Source organism: Saccharopolyspora sp. NFXS83 (assembly GCF_026241095.1).
Taxonomy (GTDB): Bacteria; Actinomycetota; Actinomycetes; order Mycobacteriales; family Pseudonocardiaceae; genus Saccharopolyspora_C.
The window spans coordinates 13036-38871 of sequence record NZ_JAPFGB010000002.1; the positions used below are offsets into that span (position 1 = coordinate 13036).

Here is a 25836-nt window from a genome sequence, read left to right on the forward strand (position 1 = left end):
ATGAGTGTGCGCAGGCTGACTAGCACATCCGGCTCGACGCTGGCCGCTATCACCCCTGGGAGCTTTCGTATCCGCGCCTCGACGTCGGCGAGCCGCTTCGTCGCCGCTCTCCCGCGCTGGCCTTTCGCGCGGCGTCTTCCTGCGATGCGGGGATCGCGGCCACGGTGTGCTCCTCAACGGCTACCCGATCGGCTGTGCCCTGAGGGGCCCGTTGGGAAGACGGCGTGCCCTCGGATCGGGACGTCAGGGCACGACCTAGCGGGGTCGTAGTCCCTACCGTTCGGTCATGTCATTACGCAAGCAGGTTGATCCCCACCTCGCACGATCGCCGACCGCCGAGCCCGTTCAGTCGCGCGTGCCGCTCGGCAGTGGGAGGCGCCCCAGCGTCGAGGTCCGGCCGTCCGGGCGGATTCCCCCGGCCACGGTCATGCACCTACAACGGACGCTCGGCAACATGACTGTGGCGAGAATGCTGCAGCCCCCCGACACCGCTGAGCAGAGCCTGCGAACTGATGGCATCACCACAATGGGTGGCCTGCTCGCCAAACTCGAGATGCCGATCTCGAAGTACCGAATCCCTGACGATGCGCACACCAAAGTGGCGGACGACAGGGCGAAAATCGACAAGTTCAACGAACGCCTCGACACACTCGCCGCGGAGGCGCCGTTCGACGGCTCCTTCACGGTCGACGTTATGGCGGGCGATCTGCCCGGTTCCGGCGACTACATGGCCGGGGCCAAGCTCGCGCGTGCGCTGGCGGAGTTCTACTCCTTCATCGCGGAGTGGAAGAACGTCAAGGTGCGCCTCTATGTCGGGCGTCTCGACAGCACGACGGCAACGTCAGCGCACAAGGATTCGGTGCGCCGGGAGGTCACGGACGTCCTCGGCAAATCCGGCGCGGAACTGTACGACGGGAACGGGGAGAAGGCCGAGGTCACCGTCGGGTACCCGGTATCAGGGGGGCACGTTGACCTCACCGTGGCGCAGTACGGCTTCGACCAGTTCGGGTTGCCGGAATTTGACCAGTACGGCAGTGGTCCGGGGTTCGGTTCCCTCGGTGTACTGCCGGTTCCCGAGCCGGACCGCCAAGCTGCGATCACCGCGGCCAATGAGGCCAATGCACGTGGAGCCGAGGAACAACAACCGCCCTCAACCATGATGGCAGCTCTGAACGACCTGAAGAGCAAGCACGGCCTCGCCGGTTTCCACTTCGCCTACTACTCGACGTTCGATCATCCGGTGAAACCTTTCGTTACCAATATCGTGGACTCGATCAACAACCGTCCCGAGAGCGCGGACTCGCCTGAGAATCCGAACGTGGGTATCGCCTTCTCCAAGCCCGCCAAGGGCCTGGATAGTGCGGCAGCCGCTGTCCGGGCGAAGCCCGGCTGGCAAGTCGTTCGGTACTCGATCTCGCGAAACGAAACCACGATCGAGACGACGCCGGTCAACCCTCCCGCCCCGTCGGATGCCCAGGGCGGCGGCAAAAAGACCAGCAAGAAGGCGGAGAAGAGGGCGAAGGGGAAGACCAGCAGGAGGACGCCCACAACAGCGACGCCGGATGTGGAGGCGGAGGCGAGCTCGGCCCCAGCCGATGGGCGACACGTCCTCGTTCTCGTCGAGTTTCCGGCAGGCGTGCACCCTACCGAGATGCTCAGCCTGTACCACTCGAGCCTCAGTCCCGCAGGCGCGACGGGCGACCAGAGCTTCATGGAGGCATACCAGATGATGGCCCCGAATACGGAAATCAGATACGACGTGGAGGAACACCAGCGGAAATTATACCGGCATATCGAGGAACTGAACGCCTACGACGAGCACAGGCGCCTGGGCACCACAGGGTCCGTCATGACCAAGGCGAAGGAGGCCAACAAGACGGTGGTGTCGGTGCCGGTGGATCCCGAACGGAAACTCGTCCAGAAGAACCTGCTCCACCCCATGCTGCTGCTCATCAACGAAAAGTTGCAACAGCAACAACGAGACGCCTAGAACCAGCTGATCCGGCCTCCAACTTCGCCGGGAGTCCATGTCGACGAACCGGCCAACGTTCATGGTCACAGCACTGGTCACGAACTTCGACGCGCTCGTCGTCGCCGCCTCCACGACCCCACGTCACGCTAGCCCTGTCCCACACGGCGGCGCGCAAGCCTCGGCATCTACAGCATGAATCGCCTCGGATAGAGCAAGCGCGCCTACCTAGTCCCGCTGGGCTCCTCCTGGCCAGACGACGGTCACCGGCACACCTTGGTCTTTCGCGGCTTGCACGACGTCAGCGGTACCGCCGTACCCCCGTGCCGGCTTCCCGTCCCACACCGCCACGAGCCGATCCGCTCGGTCGAACATCGCGATGCTCGCGTCCATGTGGGACTGCTCGGTGGATTCGTGGTGATCCAGGTACACGACCTCCGAGGAGCGGGTGAACAGTGCGTCGTAGACGGCCTGGTGTTCTTCAGGGAGCTCGTCGCGATAGCGAGCCGCTGGCACGACGGCGATCAGCTCCCCGCCGAGATCGAGCACGGAGTGGGCGAACAAGCTGTCCGCTCCGTCAGCGAGGCAGCTCACTCCGCTAGCGTGCGGAGTACCAGCGATCTCATCGCGGAGGGCGCCGTCAACAAGACGGATGGTCTCGTCGGGAAGTCCGCGATGTCCGGTGATGGCAAGCCTGGTCACCACTGCTCCTGGCCGTAGAGGGAAATCAGCATTCGATCGAGATCTTCCATTTCTCGACTCCGCTCTGGCAGCTTGGAAGGCAGGGTCCGGATGTTCGCGACGATCCGCTCCGAACCGTACTTCCGGCCGACACGCAACGCCTCGACCCCAATCCGAGCTGCTTCATCCTGATGCCCCGCGCTCGCCAGCAGCAGCGCGTGCTCGACCTTCGCGAGCGCTTGTGACTTCGGCGTCGTCATCGTCGGGTTGGCTGCGGCGTACACGCTCCTTGCCGCCGACAAGTCACCGAGTTTGGCGAACGCGCTCGACTGGTACCGCGCGACCTTCGCGGACGTGAACGCGAAGACCCACGGCCATTGCGCCTCGTGCGGGTTCCGGTCGGCGAGCCGTTCCGCCGTGTTGAGAGATTCGGTCATGGCGGTTCGGTCATGTAGCGCGCCGTAGGCGACTGCACGCAGCGAAGCCAGCCAAGCTCGTGCCGCGGCCAGGCTTCGACCGTCGAGATGACGCGCTGCCTTGTCGAGCAGCTGCACACCCTGATGGGGGTCCCTGATCTCCACGGCGTAGTGCCCCAGGCTGCCCATCATGTACGGCACCAGCAGCGAATTGTGCGCGGACTCCGCGTAACGAATGCTCTCCTGGTACCGAGCACAGGAGCCGTGTCGCCTCGATCGGCCGCCAGCCATGCCGAGAATTCTGCGATCTCGCTCAACGCTGCGAATACTCGCGCGTCATGCAGCGTCTCGAACGATCTGCTTCACCAGACGTAGATGCCCCTCGGCAGCAGGCGCGAGGTACTGGGACGAGACACTCGCTTCCATTCGCCGGTAGGACTCGGTGGATGCCGCCACGGACGCAACGAAAGCGTTCCGTTCGTCTATCGCTCTCCCACGCCAGGTCGGCGCGGGTGGATTCAAGTAGTCGTCGCAACGGTGATGTGATCATGGTGCCAGGGCGGCGGTGAGAATTTCGGCGGGTGTGTGCCATCCCAGTGTCTGGTGTGGTCGTGTGTTGAGTCGTTCCTCGACGACGCGCAGATCCTGGGGTGTATGGACGGCGAGGTCGGTGTTCTTCGGAAAGTACTGCGATGCCGGGCCGTTCGTGTTCTCGTTCGTGCCGCGCTGCCACGGACAGCCCGGATGGGCGAAGAACACGCCCTGCCGCAGCAACGTCGCGATCTGTTCATGATGGGCCATTTCCGCGCCTTGATCCCCCGGAAGCGACAGTTGCGGCCGTTGACGTGCTCAGCCCAACCGACCAGCACGTCCCGAGCACCCTGATGACCGTTCGCGACCATGCCGCCACCTCCCAAGCAAATCCGGTGACAGCGGGACGAGCAGACTGGGTGCCTGTGACGCCGCACCTGAATCAGCCACTCGTTCAGCCGAGCGACGGACACTACTCAAAGGCTCATCGCCGAACTCCCAGCATTCTCGCGCTCTGGCTACGCAGCCTCGGGACCGAGGAAAGTCGGTCCAGGTTTAGCGGTGCGGTGGATCCAGGTTTTGCCTTCGGCGGCGATGCCTTCCAGCACAGCAACGCGTGGGCGAAGCCGGGCGAGTCGACACCGATCCGTGAGAGATCGTCTTCGTGGGTGGTGGGCTGCTCGAGTTCCCGCGGGAGCGCCACCCTCGCCCGTCGCCTATCGCACTTTCACGAAAATGGAAGAGCCCAGCTCGGCAGAAACGATGGGCGGCGAGACAACCACCATCAACCACTCAGCCACGCGCGCCTCCCCACTGACCTACCACGCTGCTCGTTCAGCGGAGGATCAAGTGGATTCTCGAATGACGAGCTCCGGCAACAATTCGACGTGGCGGTCCTCCCGTCGCCCCTCTTCGAGCAAGCGCTCCACCTCATCCACCGCGAGCGCTCCTAGGCGCCTCTTGTCAACGTGCAGGGTGGTCAACGTCGGCGTGATCAACTCCCCGAGGGCGAGGCCGTCGAACCCCAGCACCGCACAGTCTCCAGGAACGTTCAGCCCGCGGGCGTGCACTGCGCGCACCACCCCCACCGCAGTCAGATCGTTGAACGCGAACAGCGCGGTCAGTTCGGGATGGCGATCCAGCAACATGTGCGTGGCACGCTCGGCGCCTGGGATGGACTGCTCGCTTTCCTCTATCGCATCTGCGGCCAGCGCGATGCCGCGCTCGTCGAGCACCGCGGCGAAGGACCTCCGCCGCTGATACCGGTCACAGCTCGTCGAGCAGTCGATCATTCCGATCGCTCGGTGCCCTCGCTCCAACAAGTGGTGCACACCTGCCCGCACACCCGCGTCGACGTCCACCGTGACCGCTCCGCAGGTGGAAACCGGTTCCTCGGCGTCCAGCAGCACGACCAGGATGTCGACCTCCAGGTCACCAGGGGCACGGTCGAGGTGGTTGAAGTAGCCGACCATCGCATCGACCTCCGAAGCGAAGGTCCGAACCGTCTCGGCTTCGTCCGGAAACCGCCCGCTTCCGACGATCTTCACTTGCCAGCCGCGCTCCGCCGCAGAGTCGATCACCCCTGAGACGACCTCCGGGAAGAACGGGTTGGCCAGATCCGGGACGACGAGTCCGATCGTGCTCAGCGGCGGCTTGACCAACGCACGAACGTGCCGACTCGCTTCAGCGGCGTGGGGATCGTCAGCGCATTCGCAGGGTTCATCTTGATCGGGGCGCTCCAAGCGCTGTACGGGCCTGCGATCCCGGCCATGCGAGCCGACTACGGCATATAGCCCTCCATCGCGGGGTTGGCGCTCAGTGCCCACTTCGTGGGCGGACTCGCCGGCGTGATGGGTTTCCACCGGTACTACGGCAGGAGAAGCACCCGACTGATGCTCGGGGCGTCATTCCTGATCATGGCGGCGGGAGCGGCCGTCTTCGCGTCCGCACCTCCATGGCCAATCGCACTGCTGGGTGCGTTCGTCGCCGGACTCGGATACGGCGCGATCGACTACGGGCTCAACCACCTGTTCACCATCGGGTTCAGCAAGCGGAGCACCGCGATGCTGAACCTGCTCAACGCCTTCTTCGGAGTCGGGTCGATCCTCGCTCCCACACTGCTGGCACAGCTCGGTCCCGCCAGCTACCGCTGGGTGTTCCTCGTCTTCGCGTTGCTGTCGGCCGCGCTGATACCGCTCCTACTCGGAGTGCACGACACACACGTCCGTGACGCGCCCGCGTCACCGCGGCAACGGAACGCGAACCTCCGGAACCGCAGCATCGCAATCACCACCGCCTGGGTCGTCCTGTACGTGCTCAACATCGGCGTCGAGGCCGGAACCGGCGGCTGGGAACCGACCCACCTGACGGCTGCGGGCTACACCTTGAGCGCAGCGACGACCGCCACAGCCGGGTACTGGCTCATGATGACCACCGGCCGATTTTTGGTGGCACCACTGAGCCTCCGGTTCTCCGATCAGACCATCCTCCTATGGGGCTGCTCAGGAATGGCCGTCTGCCTCGGACTAGCAGCCGTACCAGCATGGGCGCCCTTCGCCTATGCCGGCGTGGGCCTGTTCATCGGCCCCGTGTTCCCCACCGGCCTGCCCTGGCTGCACCGCCTCGTCCCCGACGCGCAACGCGCAGGGGCGTACGTCATCGCGGCGTCAATGCTCGGAGGCGTCGTGTTCCCTCCGCTGCTCGGCCTGGGCATCGAGCACACCTCCGCGATGTCCATCCCGATCGCCCTGTTCGCACTCAACGTGCCATGCCTGGCCGCGATCTGGTGGCTGATGCGACAGCGCCCCGTTACGACCGAACCCGAGAACCTACCGTCCACCGTGGAGGCCAGGAGTTCACCATGACAAGCCGAATCCCATCGCTGCTGGCTACCTCCTTGCACCGCCTCAACATCTGGACCCTGCGAATCCTGAACCCACAGGACGTCTTCCTCGCCCTGGCACGGCACGACTTCGCACATCGGCAATACCAACCCCAGTCGGCCGGAGAAGCAGACGAGAACGGGCACCACGTCGTCCAGAGCTGAAACGCCCGCAGCAAGATTGACAATGTGCCCTGCCTACCCTTCAGCGCGTCCCTGGCCGCGCAACGGGAGGGCCTGGTCCACAACTCGGTTCGCTTCGTGTCGAGGGTGCGCTGGCCGCCGCCGCATCGGGAGAAGCTCTTGTTCCAGGGACCGCTGGAAGTCTGGCCCGGGAAGACTTGTGATGAGGCGGGATCCTCGGTCGTGCCGTGATTTCCGATCAGACCGCCGTGTAGCCACCGTCGACGGTCACGGCGGCGCCGGTCATGAACGATGCACCTGGGGAGCACAGGAACGCGATGACGTTCGCGATCTCCTCCGGCGAACCGGCTCGGTCCATCGGCGGAGTCGTCCACCGCTGTGGGCCCGCTGACACCACGGAAGCACCGTAGACACCCTCGCTGTTGGTCGCCAGGTTCGTCGAGACATGACCGGGGCACACGCAGTTGGCCCGGATTCCGCGGTCGGCGTACTCCGCTGCGATCCCGCGCGTCAGCTGCACGACGCCGCCTTTCGTCGCGTCGTAGGCGGCGCTGCGCCCAGCGGCGACGAGCGATCCGACCGAGCCGACGGTGACGAGGGAACCGCCACCGGCCGCGAACAGTTGCCGCAAGCCGTGCTTGGCGGTGAAGAACATTCCGGTGAGGTTGACGCTGACGAGGTCGTGCCATGACTCGGACGACATCTCGTGCGCGGGACCGCCGATCACGATGCCGGCCGCGGCGACAACCGAATCAAGCCCGCCGAACCGCTCGCCGCCCACCATCATCGCGCGGGCGACGCTGTCCTCGTCGCTCACGTCGCACTCCACACCGACGCACGCCTCGCCGAGCGAGTCGGCGACCTCCGCTGCGGCATCGCCCCGCACGTCGCAGATCACGACGGACGCGCCGTCCCGGGCGAAGCACTCCGCCGTTGCGCGTCCGATACCGCTGCCCGCACCAGTGATCAGAATCCGTTGTGGAGTCATGCGCCGCTCCCCTTCATTTCGATGCCGTACGACGTCGCGGTCAGGCCTCCGTCGACCGGGAGGCCCACACCGGTGACGAACGCGCTCAGGTCCGAACCCAGCCACGCCGCCGCTTCACCGATGTCGGTCGGACGACCGAGCCGCCCCAATCCGCTTGCGAGAACTGCGGGTCACCGACGCTCATGCCGTTTTCGATCGGTCCCGGGCAGAGTGCGTTGACCCGGATTCCCAGCGGTCCGAGCTCCACCGCGGCCGACTTGGTGAGCCCGCGCACGCCGAACTTCGTCGCGGAGTACGTCGTGGCGCCCGCACCGCCGATCAAGCCACGCGCGGAAGCGACATGGACCACCGACCCGCTTCGGGCCCCGCTGTCCCGGTGGAGCTCAGCGAACGTCTGCAAGCCGAGGAACGTGCCCATGACGTTGATCCGGAAACTGCGTTCGAGATCAGCGTGGCTGGACTGGGCAAGCGCCTTCCCGACGATGAGGCCGGCGTTGTTGACGAGGACGTCGAGGTGCCCGAGATTCCGGCGCACGACATCGGCCGCTTCCGCCCACGCGGCGGCATTAGCCACGTCGAGCGGTTGACAAGCCGCGGACCTCCCCAGCGCGGCAGTGGTCTGCTCCAGTTCCTCGGTCAGCACGTCGGTGAGCAAAACCCGCGCGCCATGCCGCACGCACGCGTCGGCGATGGCGGCACCGAGGCCACCGGCCGCACCGGTCACCAGCACGGATTTCCCTGCGAGTAACTGCATCCCCACCTCATCCGCTGTTGAGACACTCCGAAAACGGTTCGATTCCTGGGCTCGTTCAGCGCGGGTCGCGGGTGTCGTCGTCGCCTGTCCGCACGTACTGGCCAACTCCCTCCACGAGCTCGACCGCGAGTCGTCCGCGTTCGACCAGCACGTCGAGGTGCGCGGCCGTCTCGTTCACCGCGAGCATCTGGTTGAAGGCGTTGAGCTCTGCGAACGGGACCTCGTGCCTGGTCCACATCAGATCCCGTGCCACCGCCGAAGCGTCGCTCGTGCGGCGGCCGAGCGCGTCGATGGTGGCGTCGAGCCGCGCGTCGTGGTGTTCGAGCAGTTCGGCGACTCTCGCGTGCGCACTGCCTCCGGCGGGACCGTGCGCCGGCAGCAGCTCCGCGTCCGCGAACGCGGCGACGAGGTGCAGCGAGTCCAGGTAGTCCGCGAGCGGCCGACCGGACGTGGTCAGTTCGAAGCCGATCGACGGAGTGATGTGCGGAAGCACGTGATCGCCGGAGAACAGCAGGCCGCGGCTCTCATCGAGGTACACGACATGTCCTCGGGTATGACCGGGCGTCGGAATTACGCGCAGCACGTGCCGCTCAAACCGGACCACGCCCGGCCCCAGCCATTGATCCGGCTTCTCCCAGACGCTCGCATCGAACTCGCCGCGGTCCATGTCCCGCAGCACGCGCTCAGCGAGCTCGCCGGCACCTGCCCGGCGCAGCGTGTCCAGGGAGGTGACCGGGACGTCCGTGCGGACCTCGTCCAGCATGTCCAGTCCTGGACGTTCGCCAGCTCCCAAGTACACCCGCGAGCCGACCAGCCTGCGCAGCTCGACGGCCTGCGTGTAGTGGTCCCGATGCACGTGCGTGACCAGGATGTGGCTGACGTCGCCGAGGTCGTGGCCGAGCGCGGCCAACCCGGCCTCGAGCGCCTGGCGCGACTCCGGGATCGCCCAGCCCCCGTCGACCAGGATGACGTCGTCGCCGTCTTCGAGGGCGTAGATGTTGACGGCCCGGAGACCGTCGTTGGGCAGCGGCAGCGGTATCCGATGCACGTCCGGCCGGATCGTTTCCACCCCGCTGTCGGCCCACGGCCCCCTGTCCAGTTTCGTCACGCGCTTCCCTTCGCCGCGTCGGAGCTTGGTTCGGTTCTGCTGCGAGACAGCTGTTCCCTGCCACGTCGGAGTCGTGACCGATCGGGCCGGAGGGTCCCCGCGACTCAGTCCTCCGGCGGTGGGAGGAAGCGGGGTGGGCGTTTGGCGCGGAATGCCGCCAAACCCTCGACTCCCTCGGGTGATACCGCCGCTGCGGCGAGGGAACGGGATTCGCGATCCAGTTGGGTGTCGAGGCCGCTGGAGAGCCCTTGGGCGACGAGGTGCTTCGTGGCACCGAACGCCCCCGTCGCACCACGGGCCAGTTGACCGGCGAGCCGCTGCGCCTCGTCGACCAGCGTCTCGCCATCGGTGACGCGGGTGATCAGCCCCATGTCCGCCGCCTCGTCCGCGGAGATTCGGGGGTTGGTCAGCAGTAGTTCCATGGCGCGTTTCGGGCCGACCAGTCGCGGCAGCCACCAGGTCACCCCGGCATCCGGCGAATAGCCGATCCCGGTGTAGGCGAGCAGGAACACCGCGTCCGCCGAGGCGATCGTCAAGTCCGCGGCAGCCGCTAGGCCGACTCCGGCACCGGCCACCGAGCCGTGCACAGCGGCGATGAGCGGTGCCTCCATCGACGCGAAGATTCGCAGCGCGTCGTGCAGGGCGTCGGTGACGGATATCAGGTGATCCCGTCGATTCTCGACGTCCACCGCCTCGAAGTCGCGAAGGTCCCCTCCGACGCAGAACGAATGTCCTTCGCCGCGCAGCAGTACGACCCGGGCGTTCGCACGGCGGCAGGTCCGTGCAGCGTCCAGAAGTGCGCACGCCATCACGAGATCGATGGGGTTGCCTCGGTCTCCGCGTCGCATGACCACATGGGCGATCGAACCCCCCACCTCGACGGTGACGGGTGATCTTCCCACGCTGTTCCCGCTCACGGGTCCGTTCGGCTCCCGTCGACGATCGCTGCGCAGATCCTCGGTCATCTCGGACCTCACTCTCGTGTCGTCAGATGCGTTCGACGACTGTCGCGTTCGCCATGCCGCCGCCCTCGCACATGGTCTGGAGGCCGTACCGGCCGCCGGTCCGGCGGAGGTGGTGGATCAGGGTGGTCATGAGCCGTCCCCCGGTCGCGCCGAGCGGATGGCCCAGCGCGATGGCCCCGCCGAGCACGTTCGTCTTCGCCCAAGGAGCCCCGGATTCCTTCAGCCAGGCCAGGACCACCGAAGCGAACGCCTCGTTCACCTCGAACAGGTCGATCTCGTCGATCGTGAGCCCGGCCTTGACTAGGACCGCCTCCGTCGCGGGGATCGGGCCCGTGAGCATGAACACCGGGTCGGACCCCACGACCGCCATGGTGTGAATCCTCGCCAGCGGTGTGAGTCCGTGAACCTCGACCGCCTCCTCGGACGCGATCAGCATCGCGGACGCGCCATCGGAGATCTGGCTCGACACGGCAGGTGTGAGCCGGCCGCCCTCGCGGAGGGGCTTCAGGCCGGCCATCTTCTCCATCGAACCGTCCGGACGCGGCCCTTCGTCAGCGACGACATCACCGACCCGCACGATCTCTTCGGCGAAAAGACCGTCAGCGGTGGCCGCGATGGCGCGCTGGTGGCTGTCGAAGGCGAGCCGCTCCATGTCCCCGCGGGAGATGCTCCACTCCTCCGCGATGAGCTCCGCGCCGCGGAACTGGGAGATTTCCTGATCTCCGTATCGGTGCGTCCAACCCCCACCGCCGTAGGGGAACCCCATTCCCTCTCGTTGGCCGACGACGGCCGGACCGGCGAGCGGCACCAGCGACATCACCTCGACACCACCGGCGACGACGAGGTCCTGGGTCCCGGACATCACGGCCTGCGCCGCGAAGTGGATCGCCTGCTGGGACGATCCGCACTGACGGTCGATCGTGGTCGCGGGGACCGTCTCCGGCAGCCCGGCGCTCAGCCACGCGTTGCGGGCGACGTTCCCGGCCTGCGCACCCATCTGGTCGACGCACCCCAAGATCACGTCATCGACCGCCGCCGGATCGACGCCGGTCCTCTCCAGCAACGCGGCGAGAACGCGTGCGCCGAGATCGTTCGGGTGGACGGCGCTGAGCCCGCCGCCACGACGTCCGACCGGCGTGCGAAGAGCTTCGACGACGTAGGCCTCGGGCATGGTTTCTCCAGATGCGACGAAGTTGCACAACGCGAGACAGCCGAACCGGGTGAGGCCTGTCGGCGCACTTCCGGCGTGCGCTCCGCACTTGACGGTCGCTCGAGCTAGCCTCAAATTAACAGAACTGAATTCAGTTGCATAGATGCGGACAGCTGGGAACCGGGCGACCTACGAGCTAAACTGAGTCCAGTTCAGTTCCGTAGGAGGGCATGTGACCAGGCGACTCGACGGCAGCACAGCACTCGTCACCGGCGCCACCGGTGGACTCGGCGTACCCATCGTCCGCCGACTCGTAGCAGAGGGCGCAGTGGTGATCATCACGGATGTTGACGCCTCCGCCTGCGAACGGCTCGCCGCCGAGCTGGGCACCGGTGCGACGGCCCACGCGCTCGACGTCACCGAGCAACAGCGCTGGCACGAGGTGACCGCAGCGGTGGAAGCCGAGCACGGCGGTCTGGACGTGCTGGTCAACAACGCCGGCATCGGCAGCCTGGCCACCGTCGAGGACGAGACGGTCGAACGCTGGGAGCGGGTGATCGACATCGACCAGCGGGGCACCTGGCTCGGCATGAAGCATTGCGGCCCGCTGATCGAGCGCAGCGGCGGCGGGTCGATCGTCAACATCGCGTCGATCCTCGGTGCGGGTGGCGGCTTGGCCAACAGCTTCGGCTACGCCGCCGCGAAGGGCGCCGTGCGCTCGATGACCGCGAACGCCGCCCTGCACTGGGCCCAGCGCGGCGTCCGCGTCAACGCGGTCGTGCCCGGGTTCATCGGCACCGCCCAGCTGCACGAGCGTTTCGACGGCAGCGAACGGCACCGGGCCATGCTCGCCAACACCCCGATGGGCAGGTTGGGACGGCCAGAGGAGGTCGCCGCCGCGGTCGCTCACCTGGCCAGCGACGACGCCGGTTACACGACCGGTTCGGAGCTGCACGTCGACGGCGGCTGGACCGCCAGGTAGCCCCGGCAAGGCGACGGGGCCGTCCTCACCTCGAAGGACGGCCCCGCTTCTTCTCGCAGCGCCGTCAGACGGCGCTGCGCTCGCTGAGCTCACGGGCCGTGCGCGCGGCATCCGCGCGGGACAGCTTGCCGACCCGGTTCAGCGGCAGCTCGTCCACGCGGAACAGGTACTCGGGCCACTTGGCCTTCATCAGCCCGCGCTGGTCCAGATGCGCCGTCGCGGCGTCGAGGTCGAAGCCGGCGTCCTGCGTCACGATCAGCACCGCGACCCGCTCGCCCAGGAGCTCGTCCGGCACCGGCACGACGCACAGCTGCTCGATGGCGGGGTGCGAGGCGAGGGCCGTCTCGACCTCGACGATGTCGATGTTCCGACCACCGCGGATGATCACGCTCTTCTCCCTGCCCCGCACCGACACCACTCCGTCGGCCCGCACGGACATCAGGTCGCCGGTCGGGAAGAAGCCGTCCGGGGTCACCTCGGGTGCTTCGACGGCTCCGCTGCGGGCGTACCCGAGGAACAGCGATGGTCCGCGCACCTGCGCCCGCCCGACCTCGCCCGCCGCAACCGGCACGCCATCCAGGTCGACCACGCGCAGCTCCGTGCCGGGGAACGGACGGCCATCCGTGCCCAGACGCGTCTCGTCGGGGTCGTCCATTCGCGGCGACGTGTGCCCCAGGCACTCGGACATGCCGAACACGCGCAGGATCCGCGTGCCGAGACGTCCCTCCGCGCGCGCCAGCGCCGCCGCCTCCATCGGCCCGCCACCGATCGTCATCGCCCGCACGTCACGCAGCGGGCGGTCGCCCTCCACCGCGCTCCCCAGCTGCAAGACCATGGTCGGCACGCACATCGTCCAGCGGACGTCGTGCTCGGCCATCAGTCGCAGCGCGGTCGGCGGATGCCACCGGTCCAGGAACACGATGCGGCCGCCGAGCATGAGCGGCAGGTACAGGCCGAAGCAGAACGCCGCGGCCGACGACAGCGGAACCAGCGCCGCGACGGAGTCACCGGAGGCGAGGCCGACCGCGTCGATGGTGCTCCGCCCGGCGTAGCGCAGCGCCGCCTCCGATTGCACCACGCCCTTGGGGCGGCCGGTCGACCCGCTGGTCAGGCCGATCACCACGCCACCGTTCCAACGCGGGCCCGGCCTCGTCGGCCGCGTCCGGCTGCCCCACCCGTCGAGGACTTGCGGGCCCTCGGAGCCCGGTAACCACTCGCCGAGGCATTCCGGCGAGGCGATCACCACGGCCGGGTCGATGTCCTCGCACGCGGCGTCGTACTCGGCGCGAGTGGCGTGGTGGCTGAGCAGACCGAGCGTGCCGTCCAGCTTGCCCGCGGCGAGGGCGGCGACCACGGTCCGCCAGGAGTTGTCCGCCTGCACCAAGATCGTCGCCTGCGGTCCGGCGACGTCGCGCACCGCGGTCGACAGTTCCTCGGCGGCGTGCAGCAACTCGCGCAGCGAATGCTCGCCGTCGACGTCGGCCGCGATGACAGCATCGCCGCCCGCGGCCGTCGTAGCTGCTCTGGACTCGAGTTCGGCCACCAGTTCCCGCATTGCATTCGCCTCCGTTGGCTCAGGGACTCAGCCCAAGAACATTTCCCGCTCTTCGCCGAGCACCGCGAGGCGCTTGCCCCGCATGCGTCCGACGTGGCGGATCGCCGCGTCCCACTCCGCGCTGGCCAACGCCGCGCGTGCCGCCTCTTCGGAATCGAAGCTCAGCACGGACAGCCCGTCCCAACCCTCCGATCGCGGCTCCATCGCGCTGGTGATGGCGGTGTGCCGCCACGCCCGCAGGCCCGGTAGCGGATACGTCACCTCAGCGTGTTCGCCTCGCCACCACTCGATGAACTGCTCATGGGTCCACTCCGGGGGACGGGAGGCAAGCAGAGCCAGATTGAACATTCCACGTCGTCCTTCCACGCCTGGCACCCGCTCAGTCGGACTCGTGCAGCTCCAACATGGGCGAGCGACCGATCATCAAATTCCGTACCGCGCCGCCGGTTCCGAGCCGGGCCGCCGCGACGAAGGTCGACTCGAACACCTCACCGCGCCTGGTCTCGCCGAGCACGAGTTCGTCGTGGCCATCGACGCTCGCCGACACCACGTGGTGCGTGAGCACCCCCTTTTCGCGCTGCCGCAGATAGCCCTCGAGCGCCTCGCGGCGGCCCGCGAAGTCCGTCGCCTGCCCCGCGCCCGTGCCGAACACGATCGAGAACCTGAAATCCGGCGCGATCAGGTCGAGGATGCCTTCGGGGTGGTCGGAGTCGATCAGCGCGAACCACCGGGTCAGCGTGGGAGCACCTGCCGTGGACGTCACGCCGCCTCCTCGGGGAACATGGAGAACGTCGGGTGGAAGAAGGCCTGGTAGCGCGCCAGTTTCCCGCCGGGCGAGACCACGCCCACGGAGGCGAACGAACCGGTGGGCTTCTCCCCCGATCCTTCGACGACCACGCCGTAGATCATCTCCAGCTCGCAGTCCCGGCTGGACCTGAGAACGCGGTGCTTGCGCCCGACCGCCGGGCGGCCCGAGATGTAGGAGGCGAGGTCATCCAGGCCGCGGCCGGAAACCTCGTTGCCCGGCAGTGCGAGCAGGAACTCGATATCGGACTCCACCAGCTCCAGTCCGCTCAACGGATCCGGGCCATCCAGCCGTGCGAAGTAGTCTGCGATGAGCACGTGCGGCTCCTCCCTGTCGCCGTTGACGAGGTGGCACACCAGCCGGAACGAGATCCGCCGCTGGGTGGATCACTGAGCCCGCTCGGCAACTAAGCTGAATTCAGTTCGCTCGAACTGACGCTAGCGCGCCCCAAAACCCGCCGCAAGACTCAAAATCGCCCAGCCGCGAAGAAGGTGCGTGAACAGGACGAAGCTCCCCGCGCGGACGTCGGGGTCGACGCGCGGGGAGGGCACCGGATACCACTGCTCGCAGCGGTATCGGTTCAATGGAAAGGCGACGCGGCGACCGTTCAGGGCCGCGGGAACGAGGGATCAGAAATCAGCGGTGAACGCGGCGGCCTCGCTCACCACCCGCGCACACCGCCATCGGCCCCCCGCGCGAGACGGCCGCACCGCGCACGCGGCGCGCGGTCACGGTGTCACGATGCGCACGCAGCAGTGGGTCACCAGCTCGCAGATCGCATCGAGGCTGGTCTCGCCACCAGGTCGGTACCAGCGCCACACGGCGACGATCGTGCCCAGGAGCGTGCGCGCCAACAGCTGCGGATCGCGGCGTGCGAACTCACCGGAATCCATTCCCTGGCGGAGCAGCTCCGTCCAGTTCCGCTCGATCCTGGCGACCAGTTCCCGGCACGCCAGCCGCTCGGCCTCCTCCCGCTCCGAGCTGCGCTCGCTGACCAGCAACGCGATGTTGGCCTGCAGGATCCGGTTCTGCCGCACTTCCAAATCCGAGATCTCGTAGGCGCTGCGCACCGCCCGGCGCAGCGCCTCGTGCGCGCTCGGCGCGTCCGCGGTCGCCGCGCGGAACGCCTCGTCCGAGTTGTGCAGGCCGATGCGCATCACCGTCAGCAGGCAATGCGCTTTCGACTCGAAGTAGTGGTACAGCGCGGTCTGGCCGATGCCGACGTGCTTGGCGATCTCCGACCACTTGGTGGCCTCGAAACCGACCTCGCCGAAATGTTCCACGGCAGCGCCCAGAATCGCCGCTCGCTTCGACCTGGGGCCGTCGTCGGCCTCCCGCAACGTCTCGACGCCCACACCTTTCCCTCCGTCGGTGAGGATCCAGCATAGATGCCAACCGATGTCAGTTCACGAGGGATCCGGCCGCGGCGCGCCGCCCGAACACGATCGCCGGTGCCAGTCCCCCGGCGTAGGAGCGCTCGTACAGGCCGCCGATGTCGGCCCCTGCCGCGAGCAGGCCCGGGATCGGCGCACCGTCCGCCGCCAGGACCCGCGCCTGCGGATCGATCCGGACGCCGGTGAACGGGAACGTCACGGCCGGCCGCGCCTCCACGACGTAGTACGGCGGTTCGTCCAGAGCCCGGGGGTCGGACTCCCGGCCAGGTCGTGCCGACTCACCTCGGGCGAGCCTCCCCAGCTCCTCGGCGATCTTGGGGCCGTCGTAGCCCCACTCTGCGGGCATCTCGGCGAAATCGGACACGCTGTCGGCGACCACGCACCGCGCACCCCGGGACCGGGCGAGCGCGAACTTGTCGAGGCTGTCCGCTCCCTCGACGTACGCGCCGGTGATCCACTCCCGGTAGCCGCGGGCGTCGGTGACCAGCAGGCCCCGCGCCTCGGGTTGTTCGAGCAACGCCATCGCCGTGAGGTGGTCCGCCGCCGTCTCGTCGACGAACCGCTCGCCCGCCAGGTTGAACAGGGCCGCGTGTTCGCTGTAGTAGAGCGTGATGTCCACGAACAGCTCGGGCTCCAGCGCGACACCGGACGGAATCAGGTGCCCGTAGAACCCTGCGCCCTCCGATCCGATCGCCGCACCTGCCTCGAGCGCCAGCCGCAGTCCGTCACCACTGCTGAACGGGTTCGACCGCAGCTCGACGTCCCGCGCCTGCTCGTGCAGGTACTGCGCGCGCAGTTCGGCGTCCGCCTGGAAACCGCCGGTGGCCAGCAACGTCGCCTTCGCCTCCACGATCCGCACCGAGCCATCGGCCAGACCTATTTCCGCACCGCGCACCGCGCCGTCGTCGAGCAGCAACCTCCGGGCCGACGCCTCGGTAACGATCACGCCGTTCGCCCCGACCACCTGTCGGCAGCCGTCGACGTAGTGCGCTGTGTCGAACCGGTGCCCACGCCCGTAGCCGATCACCGGTACGCGCTCGCCACAGCTCACTCCCAGCGAACCGATCCACTCGACGACGTCGTCGAAGTCGTCCACCAGCGCCCTCTTCAGCCCGAGGTCGCCACCGGGGTTCACCCGGTCCATCACGTCGTGGTCGGGCGCGGTCCAGATGTATCCCGCGTACTGGCCCGATCCGCCGAGCAAGGGGCCCTTCTCCACCACCATCGCCGACCCGCCACCGCGGACCGTCGTGGCCGCGGCCGTCATACCGGCGATACCACCGCCGAGCACCAGCAGATCAAACATCGCTCACCACACCTCCTCGTAGAGCGTCATGCGAGGTCTTCCGGATGAATCAGGCGATCACCAGGCCACCGAGCCGCTGCCGAACGCCGGGCTCATGCGGGTGGAGACCACCAGCCAGGTCGCGACGGGGAGAACACCACCGCGAGATGGCCGTAGCTCGCGAAGTCGTAGTACTCCACCTCCGTTCCGGCAGCAGCCGCGGAACTCGCTCGTTCGCCGACGAGCATCTGTTGCCGTGCAGCGGTTTCCCTGATGGTCACCGTTGATCCTCCATGCCAGCGGCGGACGCGGTCGTCGCGCGCACCTCCGGTCACCCGTCACCCGGCGTCGACGTGCAGGCCCGCCAGCAGGCTCTCCTGGTGGGTGCGCCGATCGCCGAAGAGCACCGCGCTCGTGGCCGCCCGGCGGAAGTGCAGGTGCGCCGGGTGCTCCCAGGTGAACCCGATGCCGCCGTGCACCTGGATGGTCTCGGCGGCGACGTATTCGTAGGACCGGCTGCAGGTCAGCGCGGCCGTGGCGGCGGCGATGCCGACCTCCGGCGAGTCCTCCGCGATCAGCCCGGTGGCCCACAGCGATGCCGACCGCGCGGCCTCGAGCTCCACGGCCATGTCGGCGCAGCGGTGCTTGATCGCCTGCAGCATCCCGATCGGGCGTCCGAACTGGACGCGGTTCTTGACGTGCTCGACGGCCATGTCGAGCGACGCCGCCGCGCCGCCGGTCTGCTCGCAGGCCAGCGCCGTCACCGCGCGGTCGCGCACCCGCGCGAGCACCCGATCCCCGGTGCCCGGATCGCTGACCAGTCGTGCCGGTGCCGCGTCGAAGGTGACGGTGGCCAGTTGGCGGTTCGGATCCATCGCGCGGTCGGCGGTGCGGCCCACACCCGGCGCGTCCCCCTCGACGACGAACAGGGCCAGCCCGTCTTCCGCCCGCGCCACGACGAACAGCAGGTCCGTCGTGGCGCCTTCGACGACGAGGATCTTGCGACCGGTGAGGCGCCAGGTCTCGCCGTCGTGCCCGGCGCGCGACTGGATGCTGGGCCCGTCCATGCGGTCCGGGCCTTCCGCCCATGCCAGCGTGGCGGTGCGCTCACCACCAGCCAGCGCGGGCAGCAGTTGCGTCCTGCAATCCTCGGCCTCTGCGCCCTCGGCATGGAGCAGCACGCCGACGCCGAGTACGGCGGTCGCGAACCACGGCAGTCGGACCAGTGACCGGCCCAGTTCCTCGGCCACGACCGCGACCGGGCGGAATCCGGCGTCCGCCCCGCCGTAGGTCTCCGGCACGTCCAGCCCGACCACGCCGAGCTCGGCGGCGAACCGGCTCCACACCGCAGGATCCCAGGCACACCCCTCGCGCATCTCCCCGAACACCGCCGGGGTGTCGGCGTGCTCGCGCAGGAACTCCCGGACGGCACCGCGGAACTCCTCGACGTCCGCGTCGTGGGTCAGCCTTCGGGCGGTCACGCCGCACCACCCGCCACCGGGTCGACCTCGTCCGCCTCCGCGAGCAGCTCGGCGTACCGGCCTAGCGCCTCCCGGGTGAGTTCGGGTCCGATGTAAGGCGGGAAGAGCCCGTCATCCGGCGTGGTGCTGCGGACGAGCGCCTTGGCGAGGTTGGTCTTGTGGACCTCGGTGGCACCGTCGGCGAGTCCCATGTGGAACGACTCCATCACCCACTTGCCGAACGGTAGTTCCTTGGAGATTCCCAGCGAGCCGTGGATCTGGATGGCTCGGGACGAGACGTCCATCAGCACCTTCGGCATCGCGGCCTTCACAGCCGCGATGTCGGCGCGCACCGCGCGGTAGTCGTCATGCTTGTCGATCTTCCACGCCGTCCGCAGCACCAGCAGCCGGAACTGCTCGATCTGGATCCACGAGTCGGCGAGCATCTCCTGCACCAGTTGTTTGTCCGCCAACCGCGCGCCCTTCGTGGTGCGCGACACCGCGCGGCGCTTCATCAGCTCGAACGCGCGCTGGACCAGGCCGACGGTGCGCATCGCATGGTGGATGCGGCCACCCCCGAGCCGGGTCTGCGCGACCGCGAAACCCTCGCCGCGCCGCCCCAGCAGGTTCTCCACCGGCACCCGGACATCGGTGTAGCGCAGGTACTGGTGGGTCCCCACGGACTCCTCGTGCCCCCACACCGACACGTCCCGCACCCGTTCGACCCCCGGCGTGTCCGCGGGCACCACGAACATCGACATCCGCTCGTGCGGTGGGGCATCCGGCTCGGTCACCGCCATCACGATGAGGAACTCGGCGAACAACGCGTGCGAGGAGAACCACTTCTCCCCGTTGATGACCCAGCTGTCACCGTCGAGCACCGCGGTGGTGCGGAAGCCCGTCGGGTCGGACCCGCCGTGCGGCTCCGTCATCGAGAACGAGGACACGATGTCGCCCTCGATCAAGGGGTCCAGGTAGGTCTTCTTCTGGAAGTCGCTGCCGTAGTGGGCGAGGATCTCGGCGTTGCCCGAATCAGGCGCCTGGCAACCGAACACGACCGGTCCGGAATGCGTGCGCCCCAGCTTCTCGTTCAGCAGCGCCAACCTCAGCTGCCCGTACCCCTTGCCACCCAGCTCCGGCCCGAGGTGGCAGGCCCACAGCTCGCGCTCCCGCACCCGTTCCTGCAGCGGCCTGATCAGCGCGTTGCGGCGAGGGTCGCGGGTGTTCCAGGCGTGCTCGATCACCTGGTCCACCGGTTCGACCTCGTCGCGGACGAACTCCTCGACCCAGTCCAGCTCCCGCTGCACATCGGGGTCGGTTTCGAAATCCCAAGCCATTTCATCGTCCTCTCAGCGGGTCAGAACCGTGCACGCGCTGATTCCCGGCGCACCGTAGACGTGCGTGAACCCCACGTGCGGTTGAGACGGCACCTGGTGGGCACCGGCGTCACCGCGCAACTGGAGCGCGTTCTCGTAGATCTGCCGCAGCCCGGAAGCGCCGACCGGCTCACCGTTGGCGATGCACCCGCCGTCGGTGTTGATCGGCAGTCGCCCGTCGATCGCGTTGTCCCCGGCCTTGATCAGGTGCTCCTGCTCACCGTGCTCGCACAGACCGGTCTCGGCCATGTGCATCAGCTCCGCACCGGACTCGGTGTCCTGGATCTGCGCGACGTCCACTTCGGACGGTTCGATCCCCGCGGCCTCGAACGCCGCCTGCGACGCCTCCACCGTCGGCGCCTCCGCGCGCTCCACGGCGATCCAGGGCGCGTACACCTCGAAGGATCCGTAGCGCCGGCTGCGGAACGCCGCACCGCGCAGGAAGATCGGCTTGTCGGTGTACCGGCTCGCCTCCTCCGCGCGGCACAGCACCAGGGCGACCGCGCCCTCACCCGGTGAGCAGTACATGTACTGGGTCAGCGGGTGCGAAATCATCGGCGCCGCGGCGATGTCGGCCGCGGTGAGCTCGGCGCGCCGCCACGCGTTCGGGCTCAGCGCGCCGTTGCGGAACGATTTCTCCGCGATCAACGCGAGGACGCCGGGGCTGATGTCGTGGTCGTGCAGGTATCGCTGGATCTTCATGCCGAAGAACTGGGTGGTGACCATCATCCCGGTCTCGCCGTACCACGAGCCGATGCCGTGCTCGGCCGGGTCCACGTTGAACGCGCCCCGGGGATGCTTGTCGAAACCGATCACGATGCCGAGATCGTGCTGCCCGGAGCGGATGGCCGCGTCGGCCGAGATCAGTGCCGAACCACCGGTCGCACAACCGTTGGCCACGTTGATGAACGGCAGCCCGGTTAGCCCCAACTCGGAGACCAACGTGTCGGCGTCTCCGGCCGAGTGCGAACCGCCGAACCCGAACTGCATGTCCGAGAAGGCCAGGCCCGCGTCCCGCAACGCCTCCCGCGCGGCGTGCACCGCCTGAGCGCGGCCGGAGACGCCCTTCGTCCGTCCGAACCGGTGAATCCCGATCCCGACGATCGCCACACCGTCCGTCATGCCCGCACCTCCCGGTCCGGGGCGAACGCGAAGGTGTGCACCGGCGCGCCGTCGTCAGCCGTCCGGAACGGCACCAGCTCCAAATGCACGGGCATCCCGATCTCCAGCGCCTCCGGGTCCGATTCCGTCAACCGGGTTTCCACCAGGAGCTGTCCCGGCAGCTCGACGTACCCCAATCCGAACGGTTCGAACTCCTCCGGCCCCGTGTACGGATCCTTCGGCCGGAAGCCCTGGATCGTGAACGTCCACAGCGAGCCGTGCCGCGCCAGCGGGGTGTCCACCATGGACGCTCCGGTGCACCGCGGGCACCCGGCCTGCCGCGGGAACGTGTAGGCGGCGCAGTCGGAGCACCGGCTGCCCAGCAGCGCCGGCCCGTCCTGCGTGTCGGTGACGAGCGCGTCGTCCACCAGTCTCATCGCGACTCCTGTCATGGCGCGGCCAGCCTTCCTCCGTCGACGGCCAGCAGCGACCCGGTCGTGTAGCTGGACGTCGGTCCGCACAGGTACAGCGCCGCGCCGACGATCTCCGAGGGGCGACCCCCGCGCTTCGACGGCCAGGCCTCGGCCATCTCCTCGAACGCGTCCATGTCCCAGGCCGAACTGATGTCGGTGAAGAACGGCCCTGCGAGGATCGTGTTGACCCGCACCAGCGGTCCGTACTCCTGAGCGAAGCCCGCGGTGAGCGTGTTCAACGCCGACTTCGCCGCCGCGTACGGCAAGTCGGTGCGGGTCGGCCTGCCCGAAGCGATCGAGGAGATGTTGAGTATCGAGCCGCCGTCACGGGACGCCATCCGCTCACCCGCGAGTGCCATCAGGCGGAACGGCCCCTTGAGGTTGACCCCGACGACCTTGTCGAACAACTGCTCCGAGACCTCGGACAGGCTCGGGTAGACCGGGGCGATACCCGCGTTGTTCACCACGATGTCGACCGGCCCGAGGGATTCCTCCACCTCGTCGAGCAAGGCAGGGAGGCGTTCCCAATCACCGACGTGAGCCCCGTGCGCGCTCACCCGGCGCCCGGTAGCCTCGGCGAGTTCACCCGCGAGCTGTTCGCAGGCGTCCTTCTTCCGGGACACCACGGCCACGTCCGCACCAGCTGCCGCGAAGGCGATCGAGATCTCCCGGCCGAGCCCGCGCGAACCACCGGTCACCAGCGCGTTTCTCCCCCGGAGCGGGCTCTGCTGAGGCCGCGCCTCGGCGACCGCTTCCGCCACGGTGCGCACCGGACCGGTGCTGTCTGCCTGCATGGCCACTCCCGTCTCGTGTCCCTCTTGCCGTGCCGCCGCTACCGCGGGATGTCCCGCCACGGAACGTTCTTGTCCGCGCGCGGTTCGGTGGGCAGGCCGAGGATGCGTTCGGCGATGATGTTGCGCTGGATCTCATCCGACCCGCCCGCGATGCGGTACCCGGGCGCGCCCAGCACGTGCTCGGTCCACTGGTAGACCTCGTCACCGGTATCGGCGATCAGCCGATTTCCCAGCACGGTCGCCGCGATTTCGCTGACCTGCTTGAGCTTCTGCGCCCACGCGAGCTTGCGCAGCGAGCCGATGGCCGACGGTTCGGCACCGTCCAGTCGTGCCTCGCGGTCCCGGGTGGCCGCCAGTTCACCGAGCTTCTCCTGCACCCACGCGTCGGCCAGGCCACGCCGGACGTCGGGGTCGTTGAGCCTGCCCAACCTGCGCGCGGTCGCCACCAGATGTCGGTAGCCGCCACCGAGTTCGGTGTTCGCGCCGGAGTGGCTGCGCTCGAATCCCAACGTGGCGAGGGTGACCTTCCAGCCCGCACCGACCTCACCAAGACGCCACTCGTCCGGGATGCGAACGTCATCGAGGAACACCTCGCAGAACGACGCCCCGCCCGACATCTGCCGCAACGGCCGCACCTCGACACCCGGGGTGTCCATCGGCAGCAGGAACGCCGTGAGGCCGCGGTGTTTCGGGGCGTCCGGGTCGGTGCGCGCGATGAGCTCGCCCCAACCGGCGAACTGAGCACCGGAGCTCCACACCTTCTGCCCGTTGACCACCCAGTTCGCTCCCCGCCGCTCGGCCCGGGTGGCGAGCCCGGCGAGGTCGGATCCCGCGGACGGTTCGGAGAACAGCTGGCAGGCGAGTTCGTCACCGCGCAGCAGCGGCCGGACGAGGTGTCGGCGTTGCTCGGGGGTGCCGAACAGGTCGATCGTCGGAGCGATCAGGTGCGCGCTGACCGAGGCCAGCTCGTGCTGACCCGGTGTGTCGAACTCGCGCTCCAGCTCGGCGAACGCCTCCTCGTGCGCGGGGGTGAGTCCTGCGCCGCCGTCGGATTCGGGCCAGGTCAGAGCGCCGTATCCGGCGTCGAACCGCCTGCGCTGCCAGGCGCACACGCGGTCGAGCAGCGCGCGTTCCTCGTCTGCGGGCAGGTCGTGGAACACCGACACCGACGCGCGGGACGCGTCGACGTCCTGACGTGGAGTCGCGTTCTGCTCGAGCCACTCGCGCGCCTCCGCGATGAATTCGTCGATGCTCGTCATCGGGCCGTCCACCCTCCGTCGACCGCCAGCACCTGGCCGGTGCAGTAGCTCGACGCCGCTGATGCGAGGAAGAGCAGCGCACCGTCCAGTTCGGACCCTTCACCGGCCCGGCGGAGCATGGTGTTGCGTTCGATCCAGCGCACCGACCGGTCGTCGGCGAACAGTTCGTCGTTCATCTCCGTGCGGAACCACCCCGGCGCCAGGGCGTTGACGCGCACACCGCGCCCGCCCCAGTGCCCGGCCAGTTCCCGGGTGAGGCCGATCAGACCGGCCTTGGCCGAGGCGTAGCTCGCACCGCCCAGCGGTGCCGCGGAAACCAGTCCGAGGATCGAACTGACGTTGATCACCGACAGCGAGCCGCCGTCGGCCGCGCGAGCCGCGAGCTGAGCCAGGTGGAACGGGGCGACCAGGTTGGTGCCGAGCACCCCCGCGAATCCGGACGGCGTTTCGTCCAACGGTTTCGCGCCGCTTTCCGTGCCGGCGTTGTTCACCAGCACGTCGACCGCCCCGGTCTCGGCGATCAGCGCTTCCCGGGCCTCCTCGTCGGAGAGGTCGGCCGACAGGACGCGCAGCGCCGGATTCGTCGCCGCCAGCGCGTCGAGCTTCTCCTTGCGCCGGGCCGTGATCCACACGGTCGCGCCTGCGGTGGCCAGCACGGTCGCGAACCGCGCACCCAGTCCCGACGACGCCCCGGTGACCAGCGCCGTCTTGCCCTGCAGCCCGAACAGCTCCCCGGGAGTCGGCACCGTCATCGCGACCACTCCTCGAGGATCGAGCTCCCCGAACCGATCAGCGCGTCGATGGTGGCCGGGAGCTGCTCCTGAACAGGATCGTGGTGCACGCCCTCGCGATGCCGCTTCAGGTTGTGCCCCATGATCGCGGCCATCTTCATCCGACCGAGCGCGCGGAACCACGCGTAGTCCGGCGGTTCCGGGTTCCCGTAGACCGCCAGCAGCTCCGCTTCGGACGGCAGCTCCGCCACGACGCGACCGACACCGGGGAACAGCGCGCCGTCGGTGAACACGCCGAACCAGCCGAGGTCGACCCGCGGATCTCCGATGCTCCAGATCTCCCAGTCGACCAGCGCTGTCGGTTCGGCACCGACGCAGAGCAGGTTGCCGAGGCGGAAGTCGCCGTGCACCAGCACCGGATCCACCGCGTCGGGCACCGCGCCTTCCAGCGCGGACAACAAGGCGTCCGAACCGGAGCGGAGTTCCTCGGGAACGGCGTGCATCGTCCTGGTCCAGCGCGCGAGCTCGTCCGCGGGGCGGAGCGGCTCCGGAACCGCGCCCCCGGCCGCACGCAGGCCCGCTTCGATCTCCGCGACGGGCACGGCGTGGAGCCCACCGAGAATTCCTGCCGCGGCGAGCATCCGATCCCGGCCGGCGCCCTGCGGGAGCGGATGGTCTTCGAGCACCGGTTCCTCGGCCGTTCCCCGCGCACGCTCCATGGCGAACCAAGCCGGTTCCGCCTCGCTCCGGGCGGTGATCGCCGGGAGCGGCACCGCGGACCTCACGCCGGCTTCGGCCAGGGCCGACAGCACGTGCGACTGCCGCAGTACGTCATCGCGTCCCACCGCACGCCTCCCCGGCGGCACCGCCTTGACTACGTGGTCGTTCCCGACGGCGTCGGTGACCACGTAGGTCAAACCACTGCGGCCACCTTCCAGCGTCCGCAACGGGCCCGGCCCGCCGAGCTCGGCACGCACCCGCGCACCGAGCTCGGGATCGGCGTCCACGACGGCCGGCTTCGTCATCGCAAGCTC

The 25836-nt window shown here is 68.4% G+C and carries 28 protein-coding genes; 3 read left to right on the forward strand and 25 right to left on the reverse strand.

Annotated features, from left to right (window positions below):
• Positions 1-286: 286 nt before the first annotated feature.
• Entirely contained in the window at positions 287-1990 is a 1704-nt protein-coding gene (locus OOZ19_RS02615) for a hypothetical protein (protein WP_266087810.1), read from the forward strand.
• Positions 1991-2197: 207 nt separating this feature from the next.
• On the opposite strand, the gene OOZ19_RS02620 is transcribed toward OOZ19_RS02615, so the two are convergent.
• From OOZ19_RS02620 to OOZ19_RS02635, 4 genes are all read right to left on the reverse strand, one after another.
• Complete coding sequence (locus OOZ19_RS02620; RefSeq protein ID WP_266087811.1) at positions 2198-2533, reverse strand: hypothetical protein; 336 nt, start codon at positions 2531-2533, stop codon at positions 2198-2200.
• 134 nt (positions 2534-2667) lie between these two features.
• Positions 2668-3357 (reverse strand): NsdA family TPR-like regulatory protein, encoded by a 690-nt coding sequence (locus OOZ19_RS02625; protein WP_507028800.1) that lies wholly within the window; start codon positions 3355-3357, stop codon positions 2668-2670.
• A 255-nt stretch (positions 3358-3612) separates the two neighbouring features.
• Positions 3613-3897, reverse strand: a complete 285-nt coding sequence (locus tag OOZ19_RS02630) for an IS30 family transposase (protein ID WP_266088323.1) — start codon at positions 3895-3897, stop codon at positions 3613-3615.
• 545 nt (positions 3898-4442) lie between these two features.
• On the reverse strand, positions 4443-5258 hold the full coding sequence (locus OOZ19_RS02635) for a LacI family DNA-binding transcriptional regulator (protein WP_266087815.1): 816 nt from the start codon (positions 5256-5258) through the stop codon (positions 4443-4445).
• A gap of 147 nt (positions 5259-5405) precedes the next feature.
• On the opposite strand from OOZ19_RS02635, the gene OOZ19_RS02640 reads away from it, so the two are divergent.
• Positions 5406-6461, forward strand: a complete 1056-nt coding sequence (locus OOZ19_RS02640; protein ID WP_266087817.1) for an MFS transporter — start codon at positions 5406-5408, stop codon at positions 6459-6461.
• A gap of 399 nt (positions 6462-6860) precedes the next feature.
• Here the strand turns inward: OOZ19_RS02640 and OOZ19_RS02645 are convergent, their stop codons facing one another.
• From OOZ19_RS02645 to OOZ19_RS02665, 6 genes are all read right to left on the reverse strand, one after another.
• Positions 6861-7610: an SDR family NAD(P)-dependent oxidoreductase gene (locus tag OOZ19_RS02645; RefSeq protein WP_266087819.1), complete on the reverse strand. Its 750-nt coding sequence runs from the start codon at positions 7608-7610 to the stop codon at positions 6861-6863.
• Entirely contained in the window at positions 7607-7759 is a 153-nt protein-coding gene (locus OOZ19_RS30075; protein WP_416309386.1) for an SDR family oxidoreductase, read from the reverse strand. The genes OOZ19_RS02645 and OOZ19_RS30075 overlap by 4 nt, the downstream gene beginning before the upstream one ends.
• Positions 7696-8364, reverse strand: coding sequence for an SDR family NAD(P)-dependent oxidoreductase (locus tag OOZ19_RS02650; RefSeq protein ID WP_507028801.1), 669 nt, complete (start codon positions 8362-8364; stop codon positions 7696-7698). Before OOZ19_RS02650 ends, OOZ19_RS30075 begins: the two co-directional genes overlap by 64 nt.
• A 55-nt stretch (positions 8365-8419) precedes the next feature.
• Entirely contained in the window at positions 8420-9472 is a 1053-nt protein-coding gene (locus OOZ19_RS02655) for an MBL fold metallo-hydrolase (protein ID WP_266087823.1), read from the reverse strand.
• A gap of 104 nt (positions 9473-9576) precedes the next feature.
• Positions 9577-10437, reverse strand: a complete 861-nt coding sequence (locus tag OOZ19_RS02660; protein WP_323055089.1) for an enoyl-CoA hydratase/isomerase family protein — start codon at positions 10435-10437, stop codon at positions 9577-9579.
• Between the two features lie 22 nt (positions 10438-10459).
• Positions 10460-11608: an acetyl-CoA C-acetyltransferase gene (locus OOZ19_RS02665; protein WP_266087827.1), complete on the reverse strand. Its 1149-nt coding sequence runs from the start codon at positions 11606-11608 to the stop codon at positions 10460-10462.
• A gap of 211 nt (positions 11609-11819) precedes the next feature.
• Here OOZ19_RS02665 and OOZ19_RS02670 point away from each other — a divergent pair, with 211 nt between their 5' ends.
• The gene (locus OOZ19_RS02670) at positions 11820-12569 is read left to right on the forward strand and encodes an SDR family NAD(P)-dependent oxidoreductase (protein WP_266087829.1); all 750 of its coding nucleotides are present in this window, start codon (positions 11820-11822) and stop codon (positions 12567-12569) included.
• A 64-nt stretch (positions 12570-12633) separates the two neighbouring features.
• Here the strand turns inward: OOZ19_RS02670 and OOZ19_RS02675 are convergent, their stop codons facing one another.
• The 15 genes from OOZ19_RS02675 to OOZ19_RS02745 form a co-directional block, all read right to left on the reverse strand.
• Positions 12634-14124, reverse strand: coding sequence for a class I adenylate-forming enzyme family protein (locus OOZ19_RS02675; protein ID WP_266087831.1), 1491 nt, complete (start codon positions 14122-14124; stop codon positions 12634-12636).
• A 27-nt stretch (positions 14125-14151) separates the two neighbouring features.
• Positions 14152-14472, reverse strand: a complete 321-nt coding sequence (locus OOZ19_RS02680; protein ID WP_266087833.1) for an EthD family reductase — start codon at positions 14470-14472, stop codon at positions 14152-14154.
• A gap of 31 nt (positions 14473-14503) precedes the next feature.
• The gene (locus OOZ19_RS02685; RefSeq protein ID WP_266087835.1) at positions 14504-14887 is read right to left on the reverse strand and encodes a nuclear transport factor 2 family protein; all 384 of its coding nucleotides are present in this window, start codon (positions 14885-14887) and stop codon (positions 14504-14506) included.
• A complete protein-coding gene (locus OOZ19_RS02690; RefSeq protein ID WP_266087837.1) occupies positions 14884-15246 on the reverse strand; it encodes a nuclear transport factor 2 family protein in 363 nt (120 codons plus the stop codon). The genes OOZ19_RS02685 and OOZ19_RS02690 overlap by 4 nt, the downstream gene beginning before the upstream one ends.
• Positions 15247-15657: 411 nt before the next feature.
• Positions 15658-16284: a TetR/AcrR family transcriptional regulator gene (locus tag OOZ19_RS02695; protein ID WP_266087839.1), complete on the reverse strand. Its 627-nt coding sequence runs from the start codon at positions 16282-16284 to the stop codon at positions 15658-15660.
• Between the two features lie 46 nt (positions 16285-16330).
• Positions 16331-17629, reverse strand: a complete 1299-nt coding sequence (locus tag OOZ19_RS02700; RefSeq protein ID WP_266087841.1) for an FAD-dependent oxidoreductase — start codon at positions 17627-17629, stop codon at positions 16331-16333.
• Between the two features lie 92 nt (positions 17630-17721).
• Entirely contained in the window at positions 17722-17889 is a 168-nt protein-coding gene (locus OOZ19_RS02705) for a hypothetical protein (RefSeq protein WP_266087843.1), read from the reverse strand.
• Between the two features lie 57 nt (positions 17890-17946).
• On the reverse strand, positions 17947-19089 hold the full coding sequence (locus OOZ19_RS02710; protein ID WP_266087845.1) for an acyl-CoA dehydrogenase family protein: 1143 nt from the start codon (positions 19087-19089) through the stop codon (positions 17947-17949).
• Positions 19086-20405: an acyl-CoA dehydrogenase family protein gene (locus OOZ19_RS02715; protein WP_266087847.1), complete on the reverse strand. Its 1320-nt coding sequence runs from the start codon at positions 20403-20405 to the stop codon at positions 19086-19088. The genes OOZ19_RS02710 and OOZ19_RS02715 overlap by 4 nt, the downstream gene beginning before the upstream one ends.
• A 12-nt stretch (positions 20406-20417) precedes the next feature.
• On the reverse strand, positions 20418-21566 hold the full coding sequence (locus tag OOZ19_RS02720) for a thiolase family protein (protein ID WP_266087849.1): 1149 nt from the start codon (positions 21564-21566) through the stop codon (positions 20418-20420).
• Positions 21563-21982 (reverse strand): Zn-ribbon domain-containing OB-fold protein, encoded by a 420-nt coding sequence (locus tag OOZ19_RS02725; protein ID WP_266087851.1) that lies wholly within the window; start codon positions 21980-21982, stop codon positions 21563-21565. The genes OOZ19_RS02720 and OOZ19_RS02725 overlap by 4 nt, the downstream gene beginning before the upstream one ends.
• 11 nt (positions 21983-21993) lie before the next feature.
• Complete coding sequence (locus OOZ19_RS02730) at positions 21994-22812, reverse strand: SDR family NAD(P)-dependent oxidoreductase (RefSeq protein ID WP_266087853.1); 819 nt, start codon at positions 22810-22812, stop codon at positions 21994-21996.
• A gap of 38 nt (positions 22813-22850) precedes the next feature.
• Entirely contained in the window at positions 22851-24071 is a 1221-nt protein-coding gene (locus tag OOZ19_RS02735; RefSeq protein WP_266087855.1) for an acyl-CoA dehydrogenase family protein, read from the reverse strand.
• Entirely contained in the window at positions 24068-24823 is a 756-nt protein-coding gene (locus OOZ19_RS02740; protein ID WP_266087858.1) for an SDR family NAD(P)-dependent oxidoreductase, read from the reverse strand. Before OOZ19_RS02740 ends, OOZ19_RS02735 begins: the two co-directional genes overlap by 4 nt.
• Positions 24820-25827 carry a phosphotransferase family protein gene (locus OOZ19_RS02745; protein ID WP_266087861.1) on the reverse strand — a complete coding sequence of 336 codons (1008 nt, stop codon included), beginning with the start codon at positions 25825-25827 and terminating at the stop codon, positions 24820-24822. Before OOZ19_RS02745 ends, OOZ19_RS02740 begins: the two co-directional genes overlap by 4 nt.
• Between the last annotated feature and the right edge of the window lie 9 nt (positions 25828-25836).

What these genes read in the sequence shown, in the direction of transcription:
- OOZ19_RS02700 (WP_266087841.1), bottom strand. Translation starts at nt 17,629, where the DNA reads ATGTTTGATCTGCTGGTGCTCGGCGGTGGTATCGCCGGTATGACGGCC.
- OOZ19_RS02615 (WP_266087810.1), top strand. Translation starts at nt 287, where the DNA reads ATGTCATTACGCAAGCAGGTTGATCCCCACCTCGCACGATCGCCGACC.
- OOZ19_RS02625 (WP_507028800.1), bottom strand. Translation starts at nt 3,357, where the DNA reads ATGGCTGGCGGCCGATCGAGGCGACACGGCTCCTGTGCTCGGTACCAG.
- OOZ19_RS02730 (WP_266087853.1), bottom strand. Translation starts at nt 22,812, where the DNA reads ATGCAGGCAGACAGCACCGGTCCGGTGCGCACCGTGGCGGAAGCGGTC.
- OOZ19_RS02740 (WP_266087858.1), bottom strand. Translation starts at nt 24,823, where the DNA reads ATGACGGTGCCGACTCCCGGGGAGCTGTTCGGGCTGCAGGGCAAGACG.
- OOZ19_RS02735 (WP_266087855.1), bottom strand. Translation starts at nt 24,071, where the DNA reads ATGACGAGCATCGACGAATTCATCGCGGAGGCGCGCGAGTGGCTCGAG.
- OOZ19_RS02660 (WP_323055089.1), bottom strand. Translation starts at nt 10,437, where the DNA reads ATGACCGAGGATCTGCGCAGCGATCGTCGACGGGAGCCGAACGGACCC.
- OOZ19_RS02715 (WP_266087847.1), bottom strand. Translation starts at nt 20,405, where the DNA reads ATGGCTTGGGATTTCGAAACCGACCCCGATGTGCAGCGGGAGCTGGAC.
- OOZ19_RS02745 (WP_266087861.1), bottom strand. Translation starts at nt 25,827, where the DNA reads ATGACGAAGCCGGCCGTCGTGGACGCCGATCCCGAGCTCGGTGCGCGG.
- OOZ19_RS02675 (WP_266087831.1), bottom strand. Translation starts at nt 14,124, where the DNA reads ATGCGGGAACTGGTGGCCGAACTCGAGTCCAGAGCAGCTACGACGGCC.
- OOZ19_RS02665 (WP_266087827.1), bottom strand. Translation starts at nt 11,608, where the DNA reads ATGCCCGAGGCCTACGTCGTCGAAGCTCTTCGCACGCCGGTCGGACGT.
- OOZ19_RS02680 (WP_266087833.1), bottom strand. Translation starts at nt 14,472, where the DNA reads ATGTTCAATCTGGCTCTGCTTGCCTCCCGTCCCCCGGAGTGGACCCAT.
- OOZ19_RS02645 (WP_266087819.1), bottom strand. Translation starts at nt 7,610, where the DNA reads ATGACTCCACAACGGATTCTGATCACTGGTGCGGGCAGCGGTATCGGA.
- OOZ19_RS02720 (WP_266087849.1), bottom strand. Translation starts at nt 21,566, where the DNA reads ATGACGGACGGTGTGGCGATCGTCGGGATCGGGATTCACCGGTTCGGA.
- OOZ19_RS02650 (WP_507028801.1), bottom strand. Translation starts at nt 8,364, where the DNA reads ATGCAGTTACTCGCAGGGAAATCCGTGCTGGTGACCGGTGCGGCCGGT.
- OOZ19_RS02725 (WP_266087851.1), bottom strand. Translation starts at nt 21,982, where the DNA reads ATGAGACTGGTGGACGACGCGCTCGTCACCGACACGCAGGACGGGCCG.